We start from the raw sequence: 26974 nt of genomic DNA on the forward strand, positions 1-26974 counted from the left end.
CATCTGTGGATGTGTTTATAGGTTAATTGCTAATGACGAATCAAAGCAATAATCAGCTATTGGTTATTCTTTGCTCATGCCGTATTTACGCATTTTTTCAACGAGGGTGGTTCGGCGAATGCCGAGCATTTCGGCGGCGCGGGCGACGACATTGTCTTGTTGCTCTAATGCCTGGCGGATCATGTCGATTTCAAGCTCAGCTAGTAGGTCTTTAAGGTTGACCCCTTCAGGCGGTAACTCGCTTGGGAATCGGGTTTCAGGAATATCTACAGGCTCTTCATCGCTGAATATCGATGCGAGTGCATCGCGTTCGAGTTGCTCTTCGCTAATTTCAACGCAGTATTCGGGTACATCAATGTAACGGTATTTATGCGGTAAATCGTTTACATCAACTAGGCCGCCTGGATACAGAATCGTTAACCGTTCAATCAAGTTAGACAATTCACGGACGTTACCGGACCAGTTATGTTCTTTTAACGACTCAATGGCGCGTTGGGTGAAGCGTACTTTACCGCGGCCTTCGTTAAAGACGCGATTCACTAACTCGTGTAATAACAAGGGTACGTCGTCACGACGCTCACTTAAGGCTGGCATTTCGATTGGGAATACATTGAGGCGGTAATATAAATCTTCACGGAATTCATTTTCAGTGATCATGGTTTCTAAATCACGATGGGTTGCCGCTACAATTCGCACATCGGTTGCAATGGTTTTACTGCCACCGACGCGCTCAAACACCCGCTCTTGCAATACACGTAATAACTTAACTTGCATTTGCAATGGCATGTCGCCAATTTCATCTAAAAACAGTGTGCCGCCTTCGGCAAGCTCAAAGCGACCTTTACGGGCAGATATCGCGCCAGTGAACGAGCCCTTCTCATGGCCAAACAATTCACTTTCAAGCAGTTCTGGCGGAATAGCACCACAGTTAACCGGAATAAACGGTCCATCACGGCGCTCAGACAAATAATGAATATTACGCGCCACCACTTCTTTCCCGGTACCCGACTGGCCTAAAACCAGCACGGTAGCATCAGAGCCAGACACCTGATTGATTAAATGTCTTACGTTGGCAATGCCTTCGCTGCGGCCGACTAGGCTGCGGAATAATTTGGTTTGATTGCCACTGGTTAAGGTGTGTTCTCGTTTGGCCTGGCCAAAAACCTGACAAAAATGCAGTAACTCAGTTAATTGCGGGTAATTTACCGGCTCTTCTATCTGCCCTAGCACATTAGACAAATGGATCTCAGATTCGCCAAGCAACAGCATAGGTTGCCAGGGCGCTATCGCGGAAATATTTTTAATGCTCTCTACGCTGATGTTGTCATTAACAATCACTACGGCACGAAAACGCGATTGCTCAATTAACGGCAATAAAGATTGATGAGAGACTATTTCGCATTGCTCCCCCAGGAATTCGAAAATGCAGCACAAACGAGTCACGCGCTCTGATGGGGTACCGACAATTAACATTCTTTGTTCTATTTGCATCATTCAGAAGGCCAAAAGCTCTTGTTATAGGTTTTTATCCAGGATGATTATGCCACAAAAAACAGCCACATAAACCAAAATACATTGTATCAAAAATAGTCGTCAAAAAAGTCGCCAAAAAACTGACCACTTTACAATATTCTATCATTATCGCTCAATCGGCTCGTTAATCTGCAATTTAGCAGCAAGAAAAATGAGTTTACTCATAAATATTGTATTATCAGCGTGGCATAAGCAAGCAACAGTTACATATTATCTACATCAAGGCACATTTTTAATGAAAATGCTGATTTTTCAGTCTAAAAATACCGCGTAAACTCAATAAATCATCTTTGCGCCTACCTGTATGAGTAACTTAAATGAGTAACTTAAATGAGTAACTTAAATGAGTTACTTAAATGAGTTACTTAAATGGACTGCTTAAATGAACAACTGATACAAAGTCATTATTTTTGGTCTAATAGCAAAAAAGACGCAAAGCGTCTTTTTTAATTTACATACAGTATGCCGTAACGATTAACTTGCTTCAGAGGTCAAGTGATGTTGGTCTTGTGGAATGGCATCCCAACCTTCTTTCAAGGTTCTCAACACGCCCACAGCATCATCAATAGCTTTTACATCATTATTTAAATTAGCTTCGGTTATTTTCATAATTATAAAATCATATAATTGGCTTAAGTTACCAGCAATCTCTCCACCAGCTTCCATGTTTAAGCTATTGTTTAAACCATTAACGATCCCAATGGCTTTACCAATAAACACCCCCTTATCTGACATATTTTTATTTTCAATCGCATAACGACTCTGTGCAAGTCTCTCAAGACCACCAGCAAACATCATTTGAACAATTCGATGTGGTGACGCTATTGATATTTCACTATCAAGAGACACCTTGCGATATGATTGTAAAGAACTTCTCATAATAACCTACCTATATACCATCAATATTCTGATAAATCTTAATTTGTCTTTGATGAGACTGTTTCAAACTCAACAAACTCTGTTGATGAGACATAACTTTTGATGATCTACTTATAAAGCACTGAGTAAGCTTTAACTGTTCAGACAAACAAGTTGAAAATGAATCATCGATAGCGTCAGTTATTAATAAATTGATATATATTTGACGCTCACCAATGTACTTTTGCAATAATAACACCAAGTTGTCGGACTGCTCATTTTCAGCAGGAGTGTTCTCGAGTTGACTTAACATACCTTCAATAGTTTCGTTAATTACCTCAAGTTTAGGGCTCAATTTATACATGCGTTTTTACTCCCTAATGACGCCAGGTAACGATGCTAAACTGTTGGTCAAACTTGAGCTTTGGGAATTCAACTGAGAAACAATCAAATCCATTGCATTGAATTGTTTAAGTAATCGAGCTTCTAATTGCTCCATTTTTAATGTAAACGCTTCTCTTTGATCTGAAATGCGACTTTTTTCAGATGTATAAGTGTTATTTCGAGAATCAATAACGCCACCGCTTTTAGTGTAAGTCTTAACTAACTCATCGAATTTATATGCAACTCCGGTATCGCTAGTTGAAAAAACCCCTTCGATAAGCGACATATTATTTGTCACTGCATCAGTCAACTTATCATCATCAATCGACAATTTACCATCACGGTCAGTAGAAATACCTAACTCGTATAAAGCTGATTCAACACCGTCGACACTAACCCGTTCACTTACCATTTTTCGAAGTTGTGACTCTAAAGAACGAATAATTGAATCGCCTTGTAAAGCAGAAGCAGTCCCTTCGTCGACATCGAAAGAAGATAAGCTATCCATGGATGTTAGTAACGAATTGTATGCACTAACAAATGTTTCAATATTTTTCTTTACAGATTCTGTATCCTGGGCAATTGTTAATGTCGATATTGAGCCAACCTCTGCTTTTGTTAAAGAAAAAGTTACACCACTGATGGCATCATCAATAGTGTTACTCTGAGAGGTTAATGTTTGACCATCTATAGATATGATTGAGTTTTTAGCCTCTTGTAAGGTTTCTAAACTCGCACCGTTAAACATATTTGATAAACCTGTACCAGATGAGTCTGTTGCTAATACGGTCATCTGATTATCAGTTCCCGTGTCTTTCGAAGTAAATATAAGTCGGCTACCGGCATCGCTCTTAATAACAGTAGCTGTAACACCCGAGTTCACCGATGAACTATTAATTTTAGAAGCTATAGATGAAAGGCTATCTGTGAATTCAATCGCAATAGAAAAACTTTCACCATTAACTGAAAAATCAAGGCTTCCTTCGCCCACACCCAATGTAGGGTCAGTAACGTTGGCTCCTGCCAACTTTTGAGATTGTGCTAATTGTTCTACCTTAATCTCATAACTACCAGGTTGTGAGTATTGATCTGCTTTTGCAGTAAAAAAATCACTATCACCAGTTGAGACAGTGCGAATATTTAAAAACTCACCACTTTGCAGCTTTTTAACTGCATCTTGAAAGGTAGACAAACTACTCTTTAAAGTCCCCATGGCAGAGACTTTAGCATCTATTTTAGTTTCTGTTTTAGTGAACAATGTCTCTTTGGGTGTTTTCTCAGCATCAACAAGCACACTGACGATATTTGAAATATCCAACCCTGAACCAATACCTGTCGCGGTTAAAGCCATGACCTTGCTCCTTATAAACTGATACTAATAATCAAAGTAAAAAAGAAACCATTTTAAATGAATGTTAAATTCAAACTTCAATTTTCATCAAAATTCCTGACACTTCACTTAATTTTTCTGCCAACTTAAGCGCTTCTTCACTAGGGATTTGCCTAATGATATCACCTGAACTAACATCTTGAACTTTAATCACTTGTTTACCTGAAGCATCATCTACAGAAAACTTTAAGCCTTTCTGCATCATAGCAACCATATTAGTTAAATCAGAAGCAACCTGTTGCAATTGGGCTTTATCAACCTCTTGCTCAGCTTCTTGAACAAACTTGTCATTTGCAGCAGTGTCCGATACTGACGATAACTCATTCACTTTATTTTTCTCAGCCTTTTGTTCATTTAACACTGGCTGAGTACTTATATTATTTTTACTCATTTCTGAAGATCGAGTAAATTGAACAGTATTATTAACTTCCATCATACACCTCGGCGTACTTTGTAACCACCAGATATTATTTATCTTGCAGTAACAATAAAGGGAGAACCGTAATGGATCTCCCTAAACACTGCTAAAACAAACTTATTTAAAGTAGCGATAGAGCGATCTGAGGTAACTGGTTTGCTTGAGCTAACATCGCAGAACCTGTTTGTTGTAGAACCTGATTCTTCGTCATGGTTGATGTTTCTTTAGCAAAATCCACATCTACAATACGAGACTTAGCATCTGCAACGTTTGCTTGAGTATTGGCACTGTTACTAATGTTATACGCTAAACGATTTTGAATAGCACCTAAGTCCCCTCGTTGACTGTCAATTTTTGCTATTGCTTTATCAATTGCAGCTAACGATGATTTACGATTCGCCGAAGTAACATTCGTTATACCACTGATTGAAAGTGTAGCTTTATCGGTTTTAGCAACTTTAACTGTAGCATTTTCACCATTTTGATGACCAACTTGAAAGTTTTTTCCTGCAGAGAAGGTTCCAGTCATTAATTTTGTAGTACCAAATGCAGTCGTAGTACCAATATTATCGATTTCGGTAACCAATTGATCCATTTCTGCTTTTAGTGACTTCAAATCCGCAGTACTATTTGCACCGTTTTCGGATTGCACGGTTAAATCACGCATACGTTGAAGCATGTTAGTTTGTTCTTGCATTGCACCTTCTGCAATTTGAGCAATTGAAATTGCATCGTTTGCATTACGCATACCCACTTCCAAACCGTTGACTTGAGAGTTCAAACGGTTAGAAATGGCCAGACCTGCTGCGTCATCTTTAGCACTATTAATACGCAAGCCGCTAGATAGACGTTCCATAGAAGTTGCAAGTGCACCACTTGACGAATTCAAGTTTTTCTGTGCTTTTAACGACGTTACGTTAGTGTTTACTGTGATAGCCATGATTGCTTCCTCATATATTTCTGACTTGGGAGATGCCTGTATGCTTTGTCTCAAGTCAAACAGGTCTTGCTCGTTACAATATAATTAACGGCAGCAAAACCCTTACCTTTAGCTTTTTTTTTAAAAAAAACAAAAAAACATAGTAATACCTCTAAGTATCTTCGTAAAATAAATGATGTAAGTTAGTTCATTAGCATATTATGTTTTTCTGAATGCTTGGTGAACTTATCACCGCGACAAACTAGTACTATTTCGCCGAGCTAAAGCATGATTCAAGTTCAGTCGAAACAATCTTGTACTAATTTCATTTAATTCTGACTGTTTAAAAGTTTATAAGCTCGGTTGAGTTTCAACCGAGCGTTATCTACATCAAACATCCACTTAATACGTGCATGTTCGTTATTTCTGCCGTTTTCCCAAGCCGTAAGCGAAAGTCGTAGATCATCCCAAGTGGCGATTCGTCTATCCAAACATTGTCTGTTCATCACGCCAATCTCAATTTCTACCATATACAACCAACTGGCATGTTTTGGGGTGTAGTGAAATTCAATTTTCTTCAAGTTACGCCTAGCTTCTTCTGCTCAATAAGCTTTGTATAAAGGACCGGCGGTGTGCGTTGTATAGTTGTCTAAAACCACGTGGATTTTATCCGCATCAGGATAATGAACATCAACAAAATTCCGCATACACGCTGCAAAGTCCTCTCATGTTTTGGTTGCAGTTGCTTTAGCATGCCGCCAGCCTCGATGCCTGTCGAACATCAGATAGATATTGGCCAAATCTTCACGTCGGTATTTGTAATCATCTTTAGCTAAGTGCCCTGGTTAAGCTAATTTGGGCGGTTTTAGATGTGACACTAGTTGTTTCATTGCTTCATCAAAATTAACCACAGGATGTTTTTCATCTGCAGGCATTGCATAAATTTCCAGCATCTCTTCCATCTGCGCAATGAAGTCGCTGTTTAACTCGCCAATACACCACATCTTCTTTTGCCATGGTTTTAATTCATTGTGTTTCAGTCTTTGGCGGACCGTTTCTAGCGATACGCTTTCTAGTTCTGTCAGCGTAATTAATTTGTCTGCGATGAGCGCTAATGTCCAACGAGCGCGGCCATCTGGCGGCTCGCTACAAGCAATGCTGATCAATTTAGCATCTTCATTGGCGGAGAGTAATTTGGGTTGCCCTGTTCGTTTCCCTTCGGAGAGTGCAGCTTCCAGTCCGTCTTCAACGAACCGTTTTTTGGTTCGGTAAATCGTTGAGGTACTGGTATTAAGTAGCTCAACGATGTCTTTATCACTGTGCTTATGTTCGTTTGCAAGCAACAGAATGTTGGCTCGTTTTAACAAGCGAGCATTGTGTATGCCTTTGCTTAGTAAAATCTTTAAGGAGTGCAGTTCTTCTTGGGTCAACTCTACAAAGTAAGTGATATTCATGGCATGATACTCTCAACTATCAAAGACGATAATTGATCACAAAGCCTTGAGAATGTCGATCACCACAGAGAAAAAAATCAACCCCGCATTGAGCGTGAAACAAGGCCAATACCTCGATTTTATTTATTATTACAGCAAAGTGAACGGTTATCCGCCAGCTCAGGCAGATATCCAGAAGTACTTTGGTGTTTCAGCACCTACGGTTCATCAGACAATTTTGAAGTTAGAAGCAGACGAATTGATCAGCCGAACCCCGAGAGAAAGTAGCTCTTTGAAAGTGTTAATAAAAACCGATGAGCTACCGCTGGAATGGTAGCTCAATCGATCAAAACTAAATTGAAACGGTACTAGGTAGTGTAGAGTTAGTTAAAGCACTACGCAAAAAAGGGGTTAGCATCATGCTTTATCACAGCATTAAATTAATGGCGTGATTGAAACTGGTGGTGACGCAAGGCCTAGCTTGTAAAGTCACAACAAAGCCTAAGTACAGTGATAATGTGGCTGAAACTTGCTTAATATTAATTTTATCCAGTTGGGCCGAACCAAGTCTGAACAGGTGATGTGAGCCACTTTAAAACAGGTGAAGATAGGCTATATCTCGCGGTTGTTATAGATATGTATTCTCGCAGAATAGTCAGCTTGCGCATGACGCGAAGTTTAGTTGATAAAGCATTTTTGAAGACTTGCAACTTGCGAAAGCCACCCAAGGGCTTAGTGTTTCATAGTGGTAGAGGTTATCTACATTTGTTAAAGCAATTAAACTGCCAAAGCAGTATAGGTGAGTGCGTGTGGGAACAACATTGCTGTGGAGCGTCTCGTTGATAGTTTAAAGCATGATTGGTTCTTAAAAAATACCACAACATACTCGTCAACATATGTGTGATGATGAGGTTAAATATATGAACTATCAAATTGTAGAACGACTATAAACGACAAATACAGGCCTCTCGCCGATAGAATTTGAATCTGTTTAGAGCTGAGCATGGTTTGAATTGACCATAATACCTAAAGTAAAAATAAGAACTGGGAAGTCAAAGAAATAGGGTAAGGACATTTAGATATTCCGTTACTTAGCAGTTAAAGGCTAAGTAACGGAAAATATGTTACCCAAGTAATGATAATGCAACTTGCGGTAATTGATTAGCCTGGGCCAACATTGCTGAACCTGTTTGTTGTAGCACTTGATTCTTGGTCATTGTTGAGGTTTCTTTAGCAAAATCCACATCTACAATACGGGACTTAGCATCTGCAACGTTTGCTTGAGTATTGGCACTGTTACTAATGTTATACGCTAAACGATTTTGAACAGCACCTAAGTCCCCTCGTTGACTGTCAATTTTTGCTATTGCTTTATCAATTGCAGCTAACGATGATTTACGATTCGCCGAAGTAACATTCGTTATACCACTGATTGAAAGTGTAGCTTTATCGGTTTTAGCAACTTTAACTGTGACATTTTCACCATTTTGATGACCAACTTGGAAGTTTTTCCCTGCAGAAAAACCACCTTGCAATAGCTTAGTATTACCAAATGCCGTTGTAGTGCCAATATTATCGATTTCGGTAACCAATTGATCCATTTCTGCTTTTAGTGACTTCAAATCCGCAGTACTATTTGCACCGTTTTCGGATTGAATGGTTAAATCACGCATACGTTGCAACATGTTAGTCTGCTCTTGCATTGCACCTTCTGCAATCTGAGCTATTGAAATAGCATCATTCGCGTTACGCATACCTACTTCTAAACCACCAACTTGTGAGTTTAAGCGGTTAGAAATAGCCAAACCGGCTGCATCATCTTTTGCGCTGTTGATGCGAAGACCACTCGATAGACGCTCCATCGAAGTTGAAAGAGCCTGGCTCGATGTATTTAAGTTTTTTTGCGCTTTCATTGATGTAACGTTGGTATTTACTGTAATAGCCATAAATAATTCCTCATTCCTAGTTTTGTTGCCAAGACTGTGGAGCTTGGCTAAATTTTACAATTTAACGTGATTGCTTTTTTGTTATATGTAATCAAACAATGAAAGCGAACCCACTTTACTAAACACACTCGATACAGCATTAAGTGCAAGTTGTTGTTTTTCAAACTCAGTAATAGCTTTGGCAAAATCCAAGTCTTCTAACTTAGAAAGCGCACTGCTATTAATGATTTTTTCTTCCGAATGATTTGAAGAAATACTCTCTAAACCTTTCAAATTGTTGCCTGCAATACTTCTAGCGGTACTGACTTGATTTTGACCACTACCAATATCATTCAATAGTTGTGCCAACTGTGATTGGCTTTGTGCAGTAGATGTTGCGTCAGGGCTTTCTAAGAAAGCTATCGCTTGATTAAAAGCATCAAAAATACTTACTGTCTCTTTAGGCTCAATCGTAAAAGAGTCGCCAGCTGCAGGTACTCCCGTTAATTTCACTTCAATGCCATTGAAAGATAACGAACTTGTTGCGTCAAAATTAGTCACAGTTGTTGCAACAGTCCCTGCAGAGTTGACCACCTGCAGATCAACACCAGCGCCATTATCAATAAAGTTAAATGTATATGAATCAGGAGTATGAGGTGAATTTGTTATTTTGGCGCTTGCAACGGTAAAATCACCTTGCTGTGAAGACAAATAATTGACACCATAATCACCTAAAGGATTGGCGGCATTCATGAACGCTGTATCGCCAGGAACATTTGTTGACATCGCGACTCCGGATGCCACAACACTTTTTCTGATACCTGAATCACCGCTATAAACAATTTCACCATTCGTATCAAAAGCAAAAGGTTGAGAATTAGTTTTATTACCTGCAAAAATGTAATTACCCGATTCGTCTTGGCTATTAGCAATAGAAAGTAATTCTTGTAAGCTTTGCTTCATTTCATCGGCAATCATTTGCCGCTCATTTGAACTCAGGCTGCCGTTAGCACCACGCAATAACTGTTCTCGCATAGAGTCCATCAAAGACTCTGTGCTACCAATTTTACTCTCAGTTAGGCCTAGGCGATTTGTTGCGTAATCAATGTTCTTCTCATATTGATCAACCAAAGTGTTTTTTTGTTTAAGATTATCAATCGCTATGGCGGCTACTGGGTCGTCACCTGCGGTTTCGACTCTTTTGCCGCTCGAAATCTGCCCCATGATGCTATTAGTGGCTGATTGCTTTTCTAAAATGCTGTTGGTGCTTTGCTGAAACATTTGTCCGGTAGAAATTCTCATGGCTTATCTCCTAGCGAACCGAGCTTAATAAGGTGTCAAAAATCGTTTGCGCGGTAGACATAATCCGCGCGGCGGCCTGGTATGACTGTTGAAAGCGCAATAAATTGGCGGCTTCTTCGTCTAGATTAACGCCAGATTCGCTTTGTACTCGATCATACGCTTGCTGATAAATAGCTGATGCGGAGTCCATGCGTACTTCTGCGGCTTTGGTTTGGCTGCCGATATCTAACTTGGTGTTTTCAAATACGCTGGTTAAGGTGCCCGTGCCGTTGTTCATTAATTTGACGTCCGACAATTTAGCCATTTCGACTGCGTTGCTGTTGTTGCCTTCGGCAAAGGCTAAGTCGAACGTAAAGCTGTCGGCAGTTGCGGTACCACTTGATGTAATATCAAAGTCCATACCAAAGGCATTAATGTTGTTACCTGTATATGAGGTGCTTGGGCCTAATGACGCTCCAGCACTATCAAATGCTTGATAAGTATTGGCGGCGGTATCAATAGTAAATGTAATTGATGAACCGGTTGCAGTACCTTGAAAACCGGTCACACTTGAGTCCATGCTGTTTAAGCTAACTGAAGTATTACCCGAGTTTGTTGTGGCAGAGGTTAACGTCGGCCCAGCAGCTGCAATGCCTTTAGGGTCGGTCATTATCACTTTTAACCCCGCGGCTGCACCTGCTGTTGGGCGAATTTCAAATTTATCTCCAACATCCATTGCGCCACTGGCAATATTAATGGTGAAGCCTTCGCCACTCACAAGCTGACTGCCGGTTTGGGTTAATGTTGTCACACTGCCAGTTTGAGTATCTGTTAATTCAAAATCGCCTGCGGTAGTAAAGCTCAATTCATAACTGCTACCAGACAATGCACCGACATCGTCAATATTGACAGACATGGCTGCATTACCGGTGTTAGTTGAGTAACCGCCTGCGCGGCCTGTTGCCATTAACGGATTATTGATATCACGGAAAATATCGCTGCCCACGTCGCCATTTAAATCAAAACCACTTGATTGCATTTCATTAAAGGTATCGGCAACCCCTAATGCTAGCTGGCCTAACTCGTTGCTGGCTGGGATTAAGGTGTCGTCGCGATAAGCAAATAACGCCCCTAATTGGCCGCCTAATTTACTTGGGTCAACATTGAGGGTTTTATTACTAATCGATGCGGTGAGTTTGGGTTCGTTAGGGAATGGATCGCCGGCGCTCACACCGATGCTCATTGCCACTTCGCCCGACACTAACATGACCGAGCCGCCTAACATGATTGACTTGGCGCCAGTATCTAGAGGAATAACGTTAACTTGCGCGTATTCGCTTAGCTCTAAAATCAGTGCGTCTTGCTTGTCTAAAATCTCGTTGTTGTCGCCTTGACCTTTCATCAATTCTAAATTGATGTTGGCCAGCTCTTTACTGATTTCGTTTACGCGGGTGGTCACCGACTCAATTTGGCTATTGGTTTGTTTAACCTGGTTATCAAGCTGCGACTGCATTTGATTAATGTTGATGGCCATTTGCTCAGCCGAACTTAAACTATTACTGCGAATGCCTAAATCGGAAGGTAAATCGGCCACACTGTTAAGGCTAGCAAAAAAATCATTGATGCTATTGGGCACCATGCTACCGATTTGCGAGTAAAGCTCGTCAAGTTCGCTTAATTTTGAATATGTGGTTTCGGCAGCGCTCATGCTGGTTTGGCCGATGCGTAACTCGCGCGCGGCAAATTCGTTGTACACACGTTTTACGTCAGACACATAAGTCCCTGTACCGTAAAAGCTGTCGCCAAGACTTTGTGATTGTAAGGTTGCTTGAGTTGCCGTTTGGCGGTTATAACCTTCGGTATTGGCATTGGCGATGTTATTACCGGTTACCCCAAGTTGAGATTGAGATGCCATAACGCCGGTGCGCGCGATGCTAAGTAGATCAATCGCCATTATTTAGTCTCCAGGGGTAATACAGATTTAAGGCCTTCTTTTACCGACTTCATCACGTTAATCACCTTGTTGGCATATTGTGGGTCGGTGGCGTAGCCCGCCTTTTGCAATGCGCGAATAAACTGAGTTGGCTCGCTGGCCACTTTGCGCGCATCTTCGTAACGATCGCCTTGGCCAATAAATGACACAAAGTCGCTAAAGCTTTGTTCAAGGTCGTCGTACATTCTAAAGTCTGCTTTTTGTTGCACCGGAATGCCTTTTTCAAACTCTAGTGTGTTGACCGAGGTTTTTTCGCCTTGCCAACGCTTGTCGGCTTTAATATTAAATAAGTTGTGGCTCATGGTGCCGTCGTTACGGCGAACCACTTTTTGGCCCCAACCGGTTTCCAGTGCCGACTGGGCAATGAGCACTTCGGCTGACGTACCCAGGGTTTTAGCCGCTTTTTCTGCATGCGGATACAACACTGAAATAAAATGCTGTGGACTGGTAAACTCGCTCACTGCCACGCCTTTAGGCTTTAATTTGTTGGTCTCTTGCGGCAAGTTATTGCCTGCGCTTATCGCCGCACTCTCCGGTGTGGCAGCTTGCTTGTTTGCAAACGGTTGGCTTGCTAACTGCTCGCCGCGTAATACACTGGCCAATTGCTGTGGCATTACCGCAGCCATGTCGCTGTGATTAATGGCCTGGTGCGATGTTGCGACTTGCTCAGCAGGCGCGATAGTGTCTAAGGTGTCTTGATCAAGCTCGCTTGGCTGCGGCACAAACATGGTTGGATTGACTTTGTAATTGCTGTCACCACGCAATACCGACGCTGGCGTAACAGGGCTGTTGTTTGGGTCAAGCTGCTGCACCATTAAGTCAGCGAGGCCTAGCATGCCTTTGTTTGACAAATCGACCGACATTTGTTGATCAAGCATTTGCTCAAAAAACGCGGTGGTTTCGCTGTTCATCGGATTGTCTGACTTAAAAGCGGCATTGGCATCGCGCATGCTTTTCATGAGCATTTGAACGAAAATACCTTCAAATTGCTTTGCCGCTTCTTTAAGTGCCCCCTTCTCGTCTTTCTGGGCCTGGACACGAAGTGAATCTAGTCCTCCTAGATCCAGAAAGTTCGATGAATTTGACAACTTTTCCATAGTCATACCGACAATTTTTAGATGATGATAAGTTCACCATGCAAAGCCCCTGCCATTTTTAACGCTTCGAGTATGGCAAGTACATCGGATGGTGCTGCACCCACTAGATTGACGGCTCTTACAAGCTCATCAAGGCTGGTGCCTGGATTAAACATAAACATACGACGGTCTTTTTCTGACACATCGATAGTGCTATTGGTGGTGACCACGGTATCGCCACCCGCTAATGCGTTAGGTTGTGACACTTGAGTGGCCTCAGCGATGGTGACGGTTAAGCCGCCATGGGTTACCGCTGCAGGTAATAACTTAACGTGCTGACCGACCACAATGGTGCCGGTTCGTGAGTTAACAATGACTTTGGCTGACTCGTCTGCTGGCTCAACTTCAATGTTTTCAAGGGTTGATAAAAACGACACTCGTTGTGATGCATCACGCGGCGCACTGACCTGAATAGAAGTTGCGTCAATGGCTTTAGCCATGTCTGGGCCAAGTAAGTCGTTAATGGCGTCTGCTGTACGCTTTGCGGTAGAGAAGTCTGAGCGACGTAAATTAAATGTAAGGTAGTCACCACTTGCAAATGGGCTGGCAACACTGCGTTCAACAATCGCGCCACTTGGGATACGCCCAACCGTAGGGGTGTTTTGAATCACTTGTGAGCCATCTAGGCCTTCGGCACTAAAACCACTCACTATAAGGCTGCCTTGTGCAATGGCATAAACGTTGCCATCAACCCCTTTTAAGAAGGTTTGAATGAGCGTACCGCCACGTAAACTTTTGGCTTCGCCTAAACTCGACACGGTAACGTCAAGGTTTTGACCCGGCTTAATAAACGCTGGCATGTCGGCATGCACTGCCACTACCGCGACGTTTTTTGAATTAGGTTTTACCGAATCGGGTAAATTAATGCCAAAGTTTTTAAGCATGGTGCGAAAAGTTTGTTCGGTATATTTGGTTTTTTCACCGGTACCAGGTAAACCCACCACTAAACCATAACCAATTAACTGGTTACTTCTTACGCCTTGAATATTGGCGATATCTTTTATGCGCTCTGCATGAACAGGGGCTGTTAGGATTAACAGCGAGGTCATTAGCGACACCAGCAATTTGATTTTCATGTATTACTCCTTAAAAAGGCCACCAGTCACCCAAGAAAAACGAATTCAACCAACCCACTTTTTGTGAGTCTGCAAATGTGCCAGTGCCGCTGTATTGAATACGAGCATTGGCAACACGGGTTGAATCGATGGTGTTGTCTGGATTGATGTCTTGGCTGCGAACCATGCCGGTAACGCGAATAAACTCATCACCGTTATTAATTGAAATCCATTTTTCGCCGCGGATAACCAGGTTGCCGTTACTGAGCACTTGTATGACGTTAGCCGAAATGCTGCCATCTAAACTGTTAGATTGGTCGGCATCTGCTTCACGCTTGGTGTTCATGCTATCTGAGTAGCCTAGGTCAATTGGCACTCCGCCAATAGACACATTTTTACCGCCGGCATAGACAGGTGTAACATTTAAGTCACTGCCTTTAGAGATGTCATTATTGGCGCTTTTTTTGGCTTGAGTAGACTCTTTTAGCGTGACGGTGATGATGTCGCCGACGCGATGCGCACGAATGTCGGAGAACAAGCTCGATGCTTGCGTATCAAGAAAAATAGATCCCGTTGCGGCTACCTGCGTCGGCGGCGTGTCTGGGTATACCGGCGCATAGAATGGGTCATCGGCAATGGGCTTTTTTTGTGTAGAACTGCAGCCTGCCAATAAAATCATCGACGCTAACGTTATGTATTTAATCATGATAGCTCCTTAGAGATTCTGATTAACGTAAGACAACATTTGGTCAACCGCTGAAATGACTTTTGAGTTCATTTCGTAAATGCGCTGACCTTGAATTAAGTTCACTAGCTCTTCTGTCACGTTGACGTTAGAGGTTTCTAACGCGCCCTGACGAATGGCACCTAAACCATCTTGCGATGCAGTGCCTTGAATGGGCGTACCGCTGGCACCGGTTTCGGTGTAGAGGTTTTGCCCTAATGGGTCTAACCCTGACGGATTAATAAAGTCGGTCATGGTTAACTGGCCAATCACCTGGCTTTCTGCAGTGCCTGGAATTTGCACCGACACTTCACCTTCTGCTGACACAGTAATACTGGTGGCATCGTCTGGGATAGTAATGGCGGGTTGCACCACATAGCCTGAACCAGGAGTCACAATTTGGCCGGTATCATCCAGGCTAAATTGACCATTACGGGTGTAAGCTGCGGTGCCGTCTGGCATTTGCACTTCAAAGAAGCCTGAGCCTTCAATCATTAAATCTAATGAGTTGTCGGTGGTGAGCATGCTGCCCTGGGTAAACATTTTTTGGGTGGCGACCACTTTGGTACCGGCACCAATGTTTAAGCCATTAGGTAACTTGGTGTTGTCGGCACTGACGCCGCCGGCTTGATTGACTGTTTGATACAGTAAATCTTCAAACACAGCGCGACTTTTTTTGAATCCAACCGTACTGGCGTTAGCCACGTTGTTAGAAATGACCGCGATGTTTGTTTGCTGCGCATCAACACCAGTTTTACTTATCCATAACGCTGGAATCATAATAATTACTCCTAACTAATTTTCATCAAGGAAGTCGACGCACGATCGATTTCTTCGGCGTTCTTCATCATTTTGACTTGCATCTCGTATTGACGCTGGATCTCAATCATTGCGACCATTTCATGTACTGGGTTGACGTTACTGCCTTCAACGGCGCCGCTTTCTACTGCAACATTGGGATCGGTTGGCGCGTTACCGCCGGCCATAAGACGAAATAAACCGTCTTCACCGCGCATCATTTGATTGTTACCTGGATTAACCAGTTTAATGCGGGCGACTTCTTCGATGACTTCTGCGGTTGCGCCTTGAGGTCTCACTGAGATAATGCCGTTGGCAGCAATTTCGACGTGTTCAATGGGCAGTGGTAATACGATTGGCCCTGCATCGCCCATTACCGGGCGGTTGCTGCTGTTTACCAGCAAACCAGTACTGTCAAATTTTAAGCTGCCTGCTCGGGTATATGCTTCTGAGCCATCGGCGGCTTGTACGGCTATCCATCCATCGCCTTTAACGGCGACATCAAGATTACGACCCGTGGTGACAATGGGACCGCTTGCAAAGTTACTGCCTGGGCTTTCAATCATTGAAAACACGCGGCTGGGTAAACCTTCACCAAACGCCTGCATAGAGCGAGCTTGAGTCATGTCAGCCTTGAAACCGTCAGTATTGGCGTTGGCAAGGTTGTTAGCACTGACCGCTAAGGCATTCATGCCTTGCTTAGCGCCACTCATGGCAACATAAAGAAATTTGTCCATTTGCTGCTCCGTCAAACTTTCTACAAAATGAATATATGTAGAGTTATAGCAAGCATCATGCCAATGAAGTTTGTTGCTAGTGAGTTATATTCAACACGCTGAATGTAAAGGAGTAAAAATAGAAGGAGGGAGTGATTAAGAGTCAAAAAAACAGCAGTTTTACGATAGTGAAGGCGGTGTATTATTTAAATGGCAAGGTGTTGCCGACAACGGCAACACCTTGTTTATCGATTACGCGGAGTAATAAATAATTATCGGATCTGTAACACTGTTTGGTTTAGAGTGTTGTTCACTTCCAGGGTACGAGAGTTAGCCTGGAAGTTACGCTGAGCGGTAATCAAATCAACCAATTCTGTGGTTAAATCAACGTTTGATTGCTCAAGCGCAGAAGACTGAATGCTACCAAAGGTACCACTATTAGCTTCACCGGCTAATGCTTCGCCTGAGTCTAAACTGGCTTTCCATGAGGTGTTACCCACCTGGGTTAAGCCTTGCTCATTAGCAAAACGTACTAACGCAACACGCGCTAATGGCACAGTTGAACCATTGCTGTAACTGGCAGTAATTAAGCCATCCGAGCCAATGCCTACGTTGGTTAAACGGCCAACGGTAATACCGTCTTGGCTTAATGCAGTCACTTCAAATGGCGAAGCATATTGTGTTGGGTTATCAAATCTGACTTCAAGTGTTTGAGTACCGTCTGAGCCTGGGTCTAATACACCGGCACCTGGTGTGCCAAGTGTTACAGTAGTGATCGGCGAAGGATTAGTCCCTGTATAAGAACCAACATTGTTAAACGAAATCACTGCACCATTCCAAGCTCCTGTACCACTTGGGTTAGTTGCTGTTGCAGTTTCGCTAAGGGTACCATCACCAACACCATCGCCATCTGCATCTATTTGATAACTCCCTGGAGTTTCCACACTAACCGGCTCACCATCAACAGCATAAAATGCAAGCCAGTTACTCTCCCCTGTATATGAGCCACCTGTAGGTTTCACAAAATAGGTGGTCATAATATGCGACTCACCTAATGAGTCATAGATGGTTACTGAGGTTGAATTGTTGTAGGTGTCAGAATTGTCTGGGTCAAATGCGCTAGGATCTAACGCATCTTCGCCGACATTTAAATTCATTTGCAATTCAACCACACCCGTTTTAACTGGACTACCAGCAGTATCTGGAATTTGAATAGGTTTGGTTGTGGTTAAGCTTACTGAAGTTGAGTTACCTTCGTCATCTACAGGGAAACCTTGTAAAAAGTTACCTGCGGCATCGACCATATAGTTGTCTGAATCGACTTTAAAAGCGCCTGCTCGAGTGTATGATAAATCTTGAGTGCCAACACCAGAAGAGGTAACAAAAAAGCCGCCGCCACTGATCGCCATATCTAATGAGTTGCTGGTAAATTGTAAACTACCTTGGTGAAATTGCTGTGCCACTTGCGAAGTTGATACACCGCCGCCGACCGCCGTTTTACCATTAGAAAAAATTGAGTTTGCGTACACGTCAGCAAATTCAGCACGCGACTCTTTAAAGCCGACAGTGTTTACGTTGGCAATGTTGTTTGCCGTTGTGTTTAAGTCTTTTTGCGCGGCAGAGATACCACTCAATGCAATGTTAAATGACATAATTCACCTCAAAGGTTTTATTCATAATCAACACGTTTATTTAGTAAACTGTAGATAATGTTAAGTTTCAGATACGGCAAGTACGTCAGATAACTTAATACCGCCGACTCCGCGCAAATTCAAAATAGCCCCTGTTGCAGCGGTGCCTAACGACACACTGCTAACATGGGCATAAGTAGATACTGCTAAGTCCTGGGCTTCGCCATCGACTTTCCCGCTCGCCTTAATAGAGTACAATCCCTCTTTTACTGGCGAACCATTTTTATCCAGTCCATCCCAAGACACATCAATGTTACCGCCGGCGCTACCATCAACACTAAAGGTTTTAATGAGCTGTCCGGATTCATCTTGTACACTCACGGTAATAGTTTCCATGGCCGATGGCGTACTAATCACGCCATTTATACCAGGACTCTCAGCGGAAATAATCCCAGTATCAGAAGGGATTAATACCTTACGGCCAACGAGACTCGATGCTTGCAATGCCTGACTTGAGCTCATCACAGTATTGAGGTTTAAAATTTCATCGTTAAGATTTGAAATACCATCAACAGTAGAAAATGATGCCATTTGGGCAATCATTTGATCATTGTCTACAGGCTCAAATGGGTCTTGCATTGATAACTGCTGACTGAGCAATGCAAAGAAGTCTTCTTGCTTTAACAGCTGATCATTCGCTTCAGGAACCGCGCTCTGCTCAGGTAACCGAATTGAATCGAGAAACGAATTACCCGTGGTTAACGTAGTAGTGCTCTGCACTGAACTCTTGGTCACTGCACTCGTATTTGATGCACTGCTTGACGTTTGCGGTAAAGACTGACTGTAAGAATTAATTAGGCTCATAGCTGCCTCCTTGAAAAATCAAAACTATTTACCCATATTGAGCGTTTGTTGCAGCATTGATTTAGTGGCATCTGCTACCTGAACATTCATTTGGTAAGACCGCGAAGCTGAAATCATGTCAGCCATTTCTTCCATTACATTCACGTTTGGCTTGTAAATAAATCCGTCAGCATCAGAAAGTGGATGATCTGGCGAGTACTCTTTAATTAGCGGTTTATCACTTTCAACAATGCCCTTCACCGACACTCCAGGAGATTGATTTTGCTGATTGCTGGCTTTGGCCATTTCTGCTTCAAAAACTGGATGACGTGCACGATAGGTTTTATCGACACTGCTCGACACTGAGTCTGCATTGGCAATGTTACTGGCCGTGGTATTAAGCCTGACAGATTGCGCCGACATCCCTGAACCAGAAACATTAAAGATATTGAATAAACTCATGATTAATCACCTCGCAATGCTTTACGCATGCCACTAAATTTACTTTCAAGAAAACCCAGTGACATTTGATATTCGAGCGCATTTTGCATAAATGCAGATTGTTCTTTTTGCGTGTCGACTGTGTTGCCATCGCCGGTGTCGGGTTGAGTCGGCACACGGTATTGCACGTGTTGCTGTGTTAATGACGTTAAATCAAAGTGCTTTTCGGTGGTTTGACTCATGCTTAAGCCATTTTGATGAGAGCTCGCGGCTTTCATCGCAGAAGCAAAATCCACATCCCGCGCTTTGTAATGAGGAGTATTGGCATTGGCGATATTACTTGAAATCACTTCTGCTCTTTGAGAACGTACGCCCAACGAGTATTGGTGAACACCTAATGCATTATCGAAATTAATCGCCATAAAATTGCCTCCATCAGCTAACTGATAGAATTAAAGCAAGGGTTATGCCAACAATTTCAATAAAGGATGAATAAGTATTTTAAATGAACATGCCGACGAATGCCGGCATGATAAAGCTAGTAAGCTATTTATTTAACTAGGTTTTCTTTTGATAGTAAATACCAGGATTACAACGAACCATATTAAATTCTTCGGTTAAACCGGCAATAGATTCTGACGCACCTAAGAATAAAATCCCTTTAGGGTTAAGTGCGGCAGCAAATTGCCGCAAAATTTTAGCCTTTGCCTCTGGTGCAAAGTAAATCAGCACATTACGACAAAAGATAATGTCGTATTTACCTAATAAACTATAACTTTCAAGAAGATTATGAGCTCTAAAGTTAACCAGACGCTTCACATTGTCTTTCAGTTTCATGTTGCCCGACGGTAAAGCATCAAAAAACTGACGCTTACGTTCATCAGATAAACCACGCGCTAACGCTAAACTGTCGTATTCAGCATTTTTACAACGTTCAAGCATAGAAGGCGATAAATCCGTTGCCTGAATAGATGCTCCGCCAGGCAGTGCGCCAGGCTTACGTTGTTGGTATTCAAGTACCGTCATGGCGAGAGAATAGGGTTCTTGACCTGATGAGCAAGCAGCCGACCAAATCTTTAATGGACGACCTAACTTACTGTACTCAGGTAATAAGGTATTATGCAGTAACTCGAAAGGATAACGGTCACGAAACCATAAGGTTTCATTGGTTGTCATCGCGTCGATCACTTCAGCACGTAACTGGCGCTCAGTCGGTTTCATCGACTTTTTAACCACCTCTGATAATGAGGGTAAGTTATGCTTACCCATCAAAGGGGCCAAACGGCTACGCACTAAATATTGTTTATTCTCGCCTAACACAATACCGCTATGCTGTTCTAAAAACAGTCTAAATTGATTGTACTCTGCTTCAGCAAGTGATTTATCTGTCACATTAACATCCTAAAATAAGTAAGCTTATAGCGCTTAATAATTTACACGCTGTCATTATAGACAGTTATAAGCTCAAATGTTTGTTTACTGCGGCGGCCAATTCATCTGGGTTAAATTTCGCAATAAAATCGTTTGCGCCCACTTTTTGCACCATCGCCTGATTAAATACGCCACTGAGTGAAGTGTGTAGTACCACTTTGATATTCTTCAATTTTGGATCGTCACGAATTTCAGCCGTTAAGGTATAACCGTCCATTTCTGGCATTTCGATATCGGAAATAATTAACGGGATTTCGTGCGATACATCGTCCATTTCAGCCGCGATAGCTTTAAGTTTATTTAAAGCTTCTCGGCCATCTTTGGCAGTATCAATCTGTAGATTTAGCGATTCGAGTGAGCGAATAATTTGCTTGCGTGCCACGGCTGAGTCGTCAATCACCATAATGTGGTAATGCTGTTCTCTATCGATGGTTAGCGTTTCGTTCACTTCTTTACTGATCGCGGTTTTAACCGGAGAAATCTCATCAAGGATTTTCTCTACGTCTAAAATCTCAACCAACTCGCCTTCAATTTCGGTTACTGCCGTTAAATAAGAATAACGCCCTGCACCTTGTGGTGGTGGCATGATTGCAGCCCAGTTCATATTGATAATACGCTCAACGGAACTCACCAGGAATCCTTGCACACTGCGGTTGTATTCAGAAATGATAATGAAACAATTTTCAGTCGACGTGAGTGGACGGCCACCGGTTGCAGCACTTAAATCAATGACCGAAATGGTTGTACCACGAATGTGAGCGACACCTTTAACAAATCGATTTAATTTAGGTAATGTGGTTAATGGAGGACATTGCAGGACCTCTTTAACTTTAAACACGTTAATACCGAAGCGCTGACGACCATTAAGCCTAAACAGCAGTAATTCTAATCTGTTTTGCCCAACAAGTTGGGTACGTTTGTTTACTGAATCTAAAATGCTCGACATAGCGGGGCCTTGTAGTTAACTGTCACCCAAAAGGATACATTTGTTATTAAAATTATCGTAAAGCCTAATTCTTGATAATAAACTTAATTTGTTGATAAAGTTCAATTATCGATAGTAAAACCCGGTTCGCAGTACCCAGTTGCAATATCCACACTACCCGGTTGCAATAATGAATACGTTGTTGATAACACATTTTACTGGCAACGCACACCAGTTAACCATTGCCAGGTCGACTACACAATGAATACTTATCGCCACAACTTATCAACACAAATAGGCATACAACTTGCTTAGATTAATAAACTAGCCGATACGGTATTTTTTTGACGGAGGATAATGAACATGATTCGCCGCCATACCCATCGATTATTAGTCTATTCAATACGTCTACATTATCCGCGTATTAATCGTTTTTCAAAGTATAGGTGCATTCTGGCAAAACAAGCTAGTATCTTCATTATGAAAGTATTTTTTTTATGTTTTTTGTGCTTACTCTCGCTTTCTTTACCGGTATTTGCCAGTGAAGAAGCCACTGCTCCTTCATTATCGACCATTTATCAATTAGCTAAAGAGGCCGTAGAAAAAAAAATTGATGTAGAGTCAAACGCTAAGGTCGAAATTACCCCACAAAATTTAGAAGGAAGGCTGACACCGCCACGCTGCTATCCTCCAATATCGGTTGAGTTAGCCAGCGAACGAGATGTCACTCGAAATAACACCGTTAAAATAAGCTGTGAAACTCCAGATTACGACTACCCGTGGCAGATGTACTTGTCTGTAAGAGTTGATATTCAATATCCTGTTATTGTCGCGACTGAATTATTGTCACCCAATCAGATTCTTAATTCTGATGACTTAGCCATTATGTATGTAGACCAATATAGTTTGAAGGGACAATTCTTTTCAGATAAAGCGAGCCTACTCGGTTCGCGCGTAAAACGTCGAGTCGCTAAAGACTCACCGATCATTGGCAGTAATCTTTGTTTTGTCTGTAAAGGAGACATGGTCTCTATATATGCTAAGACACAGAGTATCGAAATTAAAACCTTGGGTGAAGCATTGCGTGACGGCAATATTGGAGAAGCTATTAAGGTCAAAAATAGCAAAAGTAACAAACGACTAGAAGCTGTAGTGATTGGTGTTGGTGAAGTTGAAGTTAGGATGTAAAATAGATTAAAGTTTTTTCCACGAGCGCCGATAGCCTGTATGGAAAACCTAATACATTACGCTGGAGCCTCACATGGCAATTGATATTAAGCACAATACTGCGACCAATACACAGATGCGCACAGCACGTGACACGCAGTCTACTTCACAAACAAACACTGCTGCGCCACAAAAATCGGCTGCACCCGTTAAAAGTGATTCGGTAAGCATTACTTCGCAAGCGCAACAGCTGCAAAGTGCTCAAGGCAAAATGGCTGCATTACCTGAAGTGGATCAAAAAAAGGTCGCTGAAATTAAACTGGCTATCTCAGAAGGTCGTTATAAAGTCGACCCAGAAAAATTAGCTGCGAATATCGCTAGTTTTGAAGCTGAACTGAGCGGCCTATCGTTCGATAAAGAGTAGCCTAGTCCGTTACTCTTTATTGTATTTTAACCTTTGTTATCGGTGCACTTTTGCATCATAGGAAAGTGTTGACTACGTAAACCAAAGAGTAATATATGACCGATATAACTGTGCTACTTGATGCTCAACATCAAACTCTCACTCTGCTTAAACAGCTCATTACTGAAGAAAAAGACGCATTACTCAAGCAAGATGCTGACAAACTGTTAGCGCTCGCTAAAGATAAATTGCAGCGCATGAGCTTACTCAAGGCAACGGATGAAAAGTTAGCTGCCCACCCAGAGGCGGAAAAGCTGACCTCTGTACCTGAACTTGCCCAAAAAGTTGAATCGGCCAAAGCTATCCTTGCCGAGTGCAAACACATCAACACGCAAAACTCTAGCTTAATAGAGCATAATATTGCCACGATAAATCGTTTAGCCCAGGCGCTACAAGTGAGCCGTAATGCCACTAGCCTCACCTATAACGATAAAGGCAAAACCTCGACAATTTCGAGCTTAGGTAATGATTTTACTGCCTAGGACTAGGACGCTTCGCTGCTAGAGACGCTTCGCTGCTAGAAACTATTAAATCTGATCTAGCACCTAGCAGGACGCAGTCCGACCTAGTATCTAGCAGGACAAAGTCCGTCCTATCAGCGCAGCGACCCTAGCACCTAGTAGAGAATTTACTGCGCTAACATATCCTGCTTTAAACTGTCTTGCGCTGGATTATCACCCAACCAAATCTTTAATAACGCCTGACGAAATGCCTCTCCTGCAATGTTACCTTGAACATGGCCATTTTTAATACTGGTCACGCCCTTGCCTTTTTGAGTCACAAAAGTAAATTGATCGCCCTCAACAATTTCATCGGCAAACAATTGAGTAAATTGTTGAATATCCGTTTTAATCGAACCAATATTGTTATCGGTTGCCGCATCAAAGCCTTCTTCAATCGCATTGCGCATTTTATCTGAGGTGATCATCCCAGAGGTAATGGTTAATTGAATCACCGCAATCGGTTGCTCAAGCACGCTATCTAATTGGTTTACTGTTGCAGGCAAATATAAATTGCCGACATATAAGTCCATAAAAAACTTACTGCGCACGCCTGCACCATTCAGCACTAAGGTTTGATCTGCAAACATCGCTTGATCCGCAACATTCACATCAGCAACCATTTTTGCCTGTACTGCAGTTGGTGCTAACGTTGGCAATAACACCGAAAAAGCCAAACCGATTAACGCATAAAGTTTCATGTCATCTCTTTTAAATAATCTGTTATTCATAAAAGTGGTTATCATCTGTTTTAGTAGAGTCTATTAATCTCGAGTAGACACATAAGCTCTACATACAAATGATTTCAACACCAGGTTGTCATTCATAGAATATGTAGCTCTAACCTCTAACACCTAATTTATATTGACCATTTTGCTCAAACATCAATGCTTGTTTGTGTTTTTGCGCCATTAAAATTGGACCATCATCAAAAAATAAAAAGCATTTCCAGTTACGAACAAACACATCCCAACGGGTTTCTAACACTTGATATTTTTCATAACAGAAATAAATCACAGTATCATCTGGCCATTTAATGTGTTCTAAAATAGCTTCAGGCAATGCATTATCATGAGAATCCCACGCCGACTGCCAATGCTCAGTCGCACTCCAAGCATCCTGCTTTGCTGGCCAATCACCTTTTTCGAATAGTTCCGCACGGCTGCTTTTATTGCTTATCCACTTATTCCATACTTCCATGGCACTTTTATCAGCCAATGGCTTGATCAACGCCTTGTCATCGTCTGACACCGGCAAATCTTTATGGTTAAAAATCCACTTACGCTTATAAAGTTCAAACGGAATATATGAGTGTGACAAACAACTGCTCCTGGCAACATAAAATGAGGCGCAATTATAGCGTTAAAACAAGGTAAACTGCGATAGAGTACAGCAGAAAATAAAGACAAAGATTTAAATGGTCATTACCCAGTAAACGAGGCGGGCGGCAATCACAAAAATCAAGATAAACAAAGTAGAAAAGCATTAAAGTATATATGCATTGCATTTCAGATCATGTTATTGAAAATGCAGGTAAAAGCAGCTTTGGGCATCACAACACGCAGAGCTTCGCGACACTAAAAAAGGCCTACACGTTCAAAAAGAGCGCGATTTAGAACGAACCATCGAAAGCAGGAACGTTATGCGTAGTGGCAACATTCAAACCATTAGTTAGACCTGATAACAATATCATGGTTTTAGGGCGTAGATCTTGCTGAGCTAATGACCAATCTGGAAGTAAAAATTCTTTTCATCGAGGATTTATTTTTAAAAACGCTTTTTGCAGAGACGAACATCCCACTGGTCGTCAAGTGGCCAACGAGTAATGCCTCGTTTGGCTGATTTACAGGCATAACGTGATACGATTGAGGGGGAACAGACAAGCTATTAACTATCTTACGATGGCGAGTTTTCAGCCATATTTTAATCTTGAAACCTCTTTAAGTTTACGCATAGAAATAGGTGGCGTGCCATGGTTATTCTTAATCATCAAAAAAGAAATGAATCAGGGTGATAAAACACCTACTGGCTGGGCGAAAAGTATAAAAATAGAACTATACCATTTTGGCCGAACAGTAATCTGTATCGATGGTATTGAGTGTTCGCAAAACATCAGGGGCTGATCATACTCGATCGCTTTTCATACATCCTTTTAAAAACAAAGAGATAAAAATAGCTTGATTGATCTCGCCAGTGTGATCAAATAGCGCTCTTTTTCTTTGTCTTTATACTTAATATGCTTAAACATCTCGATAAGATTACTGATTGCCGTTCCCATATAAATCAAGAACATGATGTCATTGATATCTGCTTCCTCGTCCTAAGCGCAGTGATATCAGCTGCGCAAAGTTGGGCCGATTGCCACGAGTTCGGGACATTAAAACTCATGTGGCTGCGTAAATATCGCCCCTTCGCTAATGGTATTCCCAGCCAGCAGAGCATTGGTCTCATCGTATGCGTCCGGCGAACTACGTCTTGTCTAGACTAACCTGCCAGGGTAAGAGACTGTTGAGGTCACAATCAGGGTAGGATAATTGTTCTAAGCAGTGTTCGATGTAATCGAACGGAGTAAGTCCATTCGCTTTAGCCGTTTCTATGATGCTGTACAAAATTGCACTCGCCTCAGCGCCGCGATGGTTGTGATTGAATAGCCAGTTTTTACGCCCTATCACAAACGGTTTTACTGCCCGCTCTGCACGGTTGTTGTCGATATTGAGTCGGCTGTCTTCTGTATAACGGCTCAATGCTGACCATTGATTGAGGCTGTAATGGATGGCCTTTCCTAGCGGACTTTCCTTTGATACTTGCTGCACTGATTTATCCAACCATTGCTTAAATAACCCCAGCTGAGCACGTGAGTGGGTGCGCCTAAAATACAATCGCTCTTCCAGGCTCAGTGCTTGTATTTGGGTTTCAATACGGTACAGCCTGGCTATCATGTTCAGTGCCATATCCGCTTTACTGATTTTGCCTACTTTGGGCTTGCCTTGTGCTATTAGCGCTTCTTTGA

General features: G+C 42.2%; 27 protein-coding genes and 3 pseudogenes. 5 read left to right on the forward strand and 25 right to left on the reverse strand.

Annotated elements, in window-relative coordinates; all coding sequences use genetic code 11:
• Positions 1-63: 63 nt before the first annotated feature.
• From AC19MX_RS16950 to AC19MX_RS16980, 7 genes and pseudogenes are all read right to left on the reverse strand, one after another.
• Entirely contained in the window at positions 64-1494 is a 1431-nt protein-coding gene (locus AC19MX_RS16950; RefSeq protein ID WP_432403503.1) for a sigma-54 dependent transcriptional regulator, read from the reverse strand.
• A gap of 513 nt (positions 1495-2007) precedes the next feature.
• On the reverse strand, positions 2008-2412 hold the full coding sequence (fliS, locus tag AC19MX_RS16955) for a flagellar export chaperone FliS (protein ID WP_432403501.1): 405 nt from the start codon (positions 2410-2412) through the stop codon (positions 2008-2010).
• 10 nt (positions 2413-2422) lie between these two features.
• Positions 2423-2755 carry a flagella biosynthesis chaperone for FliD, FliT gene (locus AC19MX_RS16960; protein ID WP_432403499.1) on the reverse strand — a complete coding sequence of 111 codons (333 nt, stop codon included), beginning with the start codon at positions 2753-2755 and terminating at the stop codon, positions 2423-2425.
• A gap of 6 nt (positions 2756-2761) precedes the next feature.
• Entirely contained in the window at positions 2762-4126 is a 1365-nt protein-coding gene (gene fliD / locus AC19MX_RS16965) for a flagellar filament capping protein FliD (protein ID WP_432403497.1), read from the reverse strand.
• A 70-nt stretch (positions 4127-4196) separates the two neighbouring features.
• Positions 4197-4601 carry a flagellar protein FlaG gene (locus AC19MX_RS16970; protein ID WP_432403495.1) on the reverse strand — a complete coding sequence of 135 codons (405 nt, stop codon included), beginning with the start codon at positions 4599-4601 and terminating at the stop codon, positions 4197-4199.
• A gap of 103 nt (positions 4602-4704) precedes the next feature.
• On the reverse strand, positions 4705-5523 hold the full coding sequence (locus AC19MX_RS16975) for a flagellin N-terminal helical domain-containing protein (protein WP_432403493.1): 819 nt from the start codon (positions 5521-5523) through the stop codon (positions 4705-4707).
• Positions 5524-5831: 308 nt separating this feature from the next.
• Positions 5832-6956 (reverse strand): annotated as a pseudogene (locus tag AC19MX_RS16980) (IS630 family transposase).
• Positions 6957-7008: 52 nt separating this feature from the next.
• On the opposite strand from AC19MX_RS16980, the gene AC19MX_RS16985 reads away from it, so the two are divergent.
• Positions 7009-7272, forward strand: coding sequence for a LexA family protein (locus AC19MX_RS16985; RefSeq protein ID WP_432403491.1), 264 nt, complete (start codon positions 7009-7011; stop codon positions 7270-7272).
• Between the two features lie 787 nt (positions 7273-8059).
• Here AC19MX_RS16985 and AC19MX_RS16990 read toward each other — a convergent pair.
• The 14 genes from AC19MX_RS16990 to AC19MX_RS17055 form a co-directional block, all read right to left on the reverse strand.
• The gene (locus AC19MX_RS16990) at positions 8060-8881 is read right to left on the reverse strand and encodes a flagellin N-terminal helical domain-containing protein (protein ID WP_432403486.1); all 822 of its coding nucleotides are present in this window, start codon (positions 8879-8881) and stop codon (positions 8060-8062) included.
• A gap of 81 nt (positions 8882-8962) precedes the next feature.
• Positions 8963-10162: a flagellar hook-associated protein FlgL gene (gene flgL / locus AC19MX_RS16995; protein WP_432403483.1), complete on the reverse strand. Its 1200-nt coding sequence runs from the start codon at positions 10160-10162 to the stop codon at positions 8963-8965.
• A gap of 10 nt (positions 10163-10172) precedes the next feature.
• Positions 10173-12095, reverse strand: a complete 1923-nt coding sequence (gene flgK, locus AC19MX_RS17000) for a flagellar hook-associated protein FlgK (protein ID WP_432403481.1) — start codon at positions 12093-12095, stop codon at positions 10173-10175.
• Positions 12095-13231, reverse strand: coding sequence for a flagellar assembly peptidoglycan hydrolase FlgJ (gene flgJ / locus AC19MX_RS17005; RefSeq protein WP_432403479.1), 1137 nt, complete (start codon positions 13229-13231; stop codon positions 12095-12097). The genes flgK and flgJ overlap by 1 nt, the downstream gene beginning before the upstream one ends.
• A 17-nt stretch (positions 13232-13248) precedes the next feature.
• Positions 13249-14346: a flagellar basal body P-ring protein FlgI gene (locus AC19MX_RS17010; protein ID WP_432403477.1), complete on the reverse strand. Its 1098-nt coding sequence runs from the start codon at positions 14344-14346 to the stop codon at positions 13249-13251.
• Between the two features lie 10 nt (positions 14347-14356).
• Positions 14357-15031, reverse strand: coding sequence for a flagellar basal body L-ring protein FlgH (flgH, locus tag AC19MX_RS17015; RefSeq protein ID WP_432403475.1), 675 nt, complete (start codon positions 15029-15031; stop codon positions 14357-14359).
• Positions 15032-15040: 9 nt separating this feature from the next.
• Positions 15041-15829: a flagellar basal-body rod protein FlgG gene (gene flgG / locus AC19MX_RS17020; RefSeq protein ID WP_160054578.1), complete on the reverse strand. Its 789-nt coding sequence runs from the start codon at positions 15827-15829 to the stop codon at positions 15041-15043.
• Between the two features lie 11 nt (positions 15830-15840).
• Positions 15841-16584 carry a flagellar basal-body rod protein FlgF gene (flgF, locus tag AC19MX_RS17025; RefSeq protein ID WP_432403473.1) on the reverse strand — a complete coding sequence of 248 codons (744 nt, stop codon included), beginning with the start codon at positions 16582-16584 and terminating at the stop codon, positions 15841-15843.
• Positions 16585-16835: 251 nt separating this feature from the next.
• The gene (flgE, locus tag AC19MX_RS17030) at positions 16836-18215 is read right to left on the reverse strand and encodes a flagellar hook protein FlgE (RefSeq protein ID WP_432403471.1); all 1380 of its coding nucleotides are present in this window, start codon (positions 18213-18215) and stop codon (positions 16836-16838) included.
• Positions 18216-18275: 60 nt separating this feature from the next.
• On the reverse strand, positions 18276-19058 hold the full coding sequence (gene flgD, locus AC19MX_RS17035) for a flagellar hook assembly protein FlgD (protein WP_432403469.1): 783 nt from the start codon (positions 19056-19058) through the stop codon (positions 18276-18278).
• Positions 19059-19082: 24 nt separating this feature from the next.
• The gene (gene flgC / locus AC19MX_RS17040) at positions 19083-19499 is read right to left on the reverse strand and encodes a flagellar basal body rod protein FlgC (protein ID WP_432403467.1); all 417 of its coding nucleotides are present in this window, start codon (positions 19497-19499) and stop codon (positions 19083-19085) included.
• 2 nt (positions 19500-19501) lie between these two features.
• Complete coding sequence (flgB, locus tag AC19MX_RS17045) at positions 19502-19900, reverse strand: flagellar basal body rod protein FlgB (protein WP_432403465.1); 399 nt, start codon at positions 19898-19900, stop codon at positions 19502-19504.
• A 136-nt stretch (positions 19901-20036) separates the two neighbouring features.
• Positions 20037-20870, reverse strand: coding sequence for a CheR family methyltransferase (locus tag AC19MX_RS17050; RefSeq protein ID WP_160054565.1), 834 nt, complete (start codon positions 20868-20870; stop codon positions 20037-20039).
• Between the two features lie 64 nt (positions 20871-20934).
• Positions 20935-21855 carry a chemotaxis protein CheV gene (locus tag AC19MX_RS17055; RefSeq protein WP_432403463.1) on the reverse strand — a complete coding sequence of 307 codons (921 nt, stop codon included), beginning with the start codon at positions 21853-21855 and terminating at the stop codon, positions 20935-20937.
• 459 nt (positions 21856-22314) lie between these two features.
• Between AC19MX_RS17055 and flgA the strand changes: the two genes are divergently transcribed.
• The 3 genes from flgA to AC19MX_RS17070 all read left to right on the forward strand — a co-directional run bounded on the left by flgA (position 22315) and on the right by AC19MX_RS17070 (position 23946).
• Positions 22315-23022 carry a flagellar basal body P-ring formation chaperone FlgA gene (gene flgA / locus AC19MX_RS17060; protein ID WP_432403461.1) on the forward strand — a complete coding sequence of 236 codons (708 nt, stop codon included), beginning with the start codon at positions 22315-22317 and terminating at the stop codon, positions 23020-23022.
• Positions 23023-23095: 73 nt separating this feature from the next.
• On the forward strand, positions 23096-23425 hold the full coding sequence (gene flgM / locus AC19MX_RS17065; protein ID WP_432403459.1) for a flagellar biosynthesis anti-sigma factor FlgM: 330 nt from the start codon (positions 23096-23098) through the stop codon (positions 23423-23425).
• Positions 23426-23520: 95 nt separating this feature from the next.
• The gene (locus tag AC19MX_RS17070; protein ID WP_432403457.1) at positions 23521-23946 is read left to right on the forward strand and encodes a flagella synthesis protein FlgN; all 426 of its coding nucleotides are present in this window, start codon (positions 23521-23523) and stop codon (positions 23944-23946) included.
• Positions 23947-24092: 146 nt separating this feature from the next.
• Here AC19MX_RS17070 and AC19MX_RS17075 read toward each other — a convergent pair whose 3' ends face one another.
• The 3 genes and pseudogenes from AC19MX_RS17075 to AC19MX_RS17085 form a co-directional block, all read right to left on the reverse strand.
• A complete protein-coding gene (locus tag AC19MX_RS17075) occupies positions 24093-24665 on the reverse strand; it encodes a chalcone isomerase family protein (RefSeq protein WP_432403455.1) in 573 nt (190 codons plus the stop codon).
• Between the two features lie 139 nt (positions 24666-24804).
• Complete coding sequence (locus AC19MX_RS17080) at positions 24805-25284, reverse strand: DUF2947 domain-containing protein (RefSeq protein ID WP_432403453.1); 480 nt, start codon at positions 25282-25284, stop codon at positions 24805-24807.
• Between the two features lie 361 nt (positions 25285-25645).
• Positions 25646-25954: pseudogene (locus tag AC19MX_RS17085) on the reverse strand (IS21 family transposase); the annotation flags it as partial.
• A 246-nt stretch (positions 25955-26200) separates the two neighbouring features.
• Here AC19MX_RS17085 and AC19MX_RS17090 point away from each other — a divergent pair.
• Positions 26201-26416, forward strand: a pseudogene (locus AC19MX_RS17090) (transposase family protein); the annotation flags it as partial.
• Positions 26417-26432: 16 nt separating this feature from the next.
• Here the strand turns inward: AC19MX_RS17090 and AC19MX_RS17095 are convergent.
• Positions 26433-26974 (reverse strand): IS66 family transposase (locus tag AC19MX_RS17095; protein WP_498299255.1); only part of this gene is annotated, 542 nt, incomplete at its 5' end.

Source organism: Shewanella sp. MF05956 (assembly GCF_059758055.1).

Excerpts from the sequence above, each read along its gene's own strand:
- flgA (WP_432403461.1), top strand. The coding sequence starts at position 22,315 with ATGAAAGTATTTTTTTTATGTTTTTTGTGCTTACTCTCGCTTTCTTTA.
- flgC (WP_432403467.1), bottom strand. The coding sequence starts at position 19,499 with ATGAGTTTATTCAATATCTTTAATGTTTCTGGTTCAGGGATGTCGGCG.
- AC19MX_RS17070 (WP_432403457.1), top strand. The coding sequence starts at position 23,521 with ATGACCGATATAACTGTGCTACTTGATGCTCAACATCAAACTCTCACT.
- flgF (WP_432403473.1), bottom strand. The coding sequence starts at position 16,584 with ATGGACAAATTTCTTTATGTTGCCATGAGTGGCGCTAAGCAAGGCATG.
- flgJ (WP_432403479.1), bottom strand. The coding sequence starts at position 13,231 with ATGGAAAAGTTGTCAAATTCATCGAACTTTCTGGATCTAGGAGGACTA.
- AC19MX_RS16975 (WP_432403493.1), bottom strand. The coding sequence starts at position 5,523 with ATGGCTATCACAGTAAACACTAACGTAACGTCGTTAAAAGCACAGAAA.
- AC19MX_RS17055 (WP_432403463.1), bottom strand. The coding sequence starts at position 21,855 with ATGTCGAGCATTTTAGATTCAGTAAACAAACGTACCCAACTTGTTGGG.
- flgL (WP_432403483.1), bottom strand. The coding sequence starts at position 10,162 with ATGAGAATTTCTACCGGACAAATGTTTCAGCAAAGCACCAACAGCATT.
- AC19MX_RS16970 (WP_432403495.1), bottom strand. The coding sequence starts at position 4,601 with ATGATGGAAGTTAATAATACTGTTCAATTTACTCGATCTTCAGAAATG.
- flgE (WP_432403471.1), bottom strand. The coding sequence starts at position 18,215 with ATGTCATTTAACATTGCATTGAGTGGTATCTCTGCCGCGCAAAAAGAC.
- AC19MX_RS17010 (WP_432403477.1), bottom strand. The coding sequence starts at position 14,346 with ATGAAAATCAAATTGCTGGTGTCGCTAATGACCTCGCTGTTAATCCTA.
- flgD (WP_432403469.1), bottom strand. The coding sequence starts at position 19,058 with ATGAGCCTAATTAATTCTTACAGTCAGTCTTTACCGCAAACGTCAAGC.
- flgB (WP_432403465.1), bottom strand. The coding sequence starts at position 19,900 with ATGGCGATTAATTTCGATAATGCATTAGGTGTTCACCAATACTCGTTG.
- AC19MX_RS16950 (WP_432403503.1), bottom strand. The coding sequence starts at position 1,494 with ATGATGCAAATAGAACAAAGAATGTTAATTGTCGGTACCCCATCAGAG.
- AC19MX_RS16990 (WP_432403486.1), bottom strand. The coding sequence starts at position 8,881 with ATGGCTATTACAGTAAATACCAACGTTACATCAATGAAAGCGCAAAAA.
- AC19MX_RS17075 (WP_432403455.1), bottom strand. The coding sequence starts at position 24,665 with ATGAAACTTTATGCGTTAATCGGTTTGGCTTTTTCGGTGTTATTGCCA.
- AC19MX_RS16985 (WP_432403491.1), top strand. The coding sequence starts at position 7,009 with ATGTCGATCACCACAGAGAAAAAAATCAACCCCGCATTGAGCGTGAAA.
- flgH (WP_432403475.1), bottom strand. The coding sequence starts at position 15,031 with ATGATTAAATACATAACGTTAGCGTCGATGATTTTATTGGCAGGCTGC.
- fliD (WP_432403497.1), bottom strand. The coding sequence starts at position 4,126 with ATGGCTTTAACCGCGACAGGTATTGGTTCAGGGTTGGATATTTCAAAT.
- flgM (WP_432403459.1), top strand. The coding sequence starts at position 23,096 with ATGGCAATTGATATTAAGCACAATACTGCGACCAATACACAGATGCGC.
- flgG (WP_160054578.1), bottom strand. The coding sequence starts at position 15,829 with ATGATTCCAGCGTTATGGATAAGTAAAACTGGTGTTGATGCGCAGCAA.
- fliS (WP_432403501.1), bottom strand. The coding sequence starts at position 2,412 with ATGAGAAGTTCTTTACAATCATATCGCAAGGTGTCTCTTGATAGTGAA.
- flgK (WP_432403481.1), bottom strand. The coding sequence starts at position 12,095 with ATGGCGATTGATCTACTTAGCATCGCGCGCACCGGCGTTATGGCATCT.
- AC19MX_RS16960 (WP_432403499.1), bottom strand. The coding sequence starts at position 2,755 with ATGTATAAATTGAGCCCTAAACTTGAGGTAATTAACGAAACTATTGAA.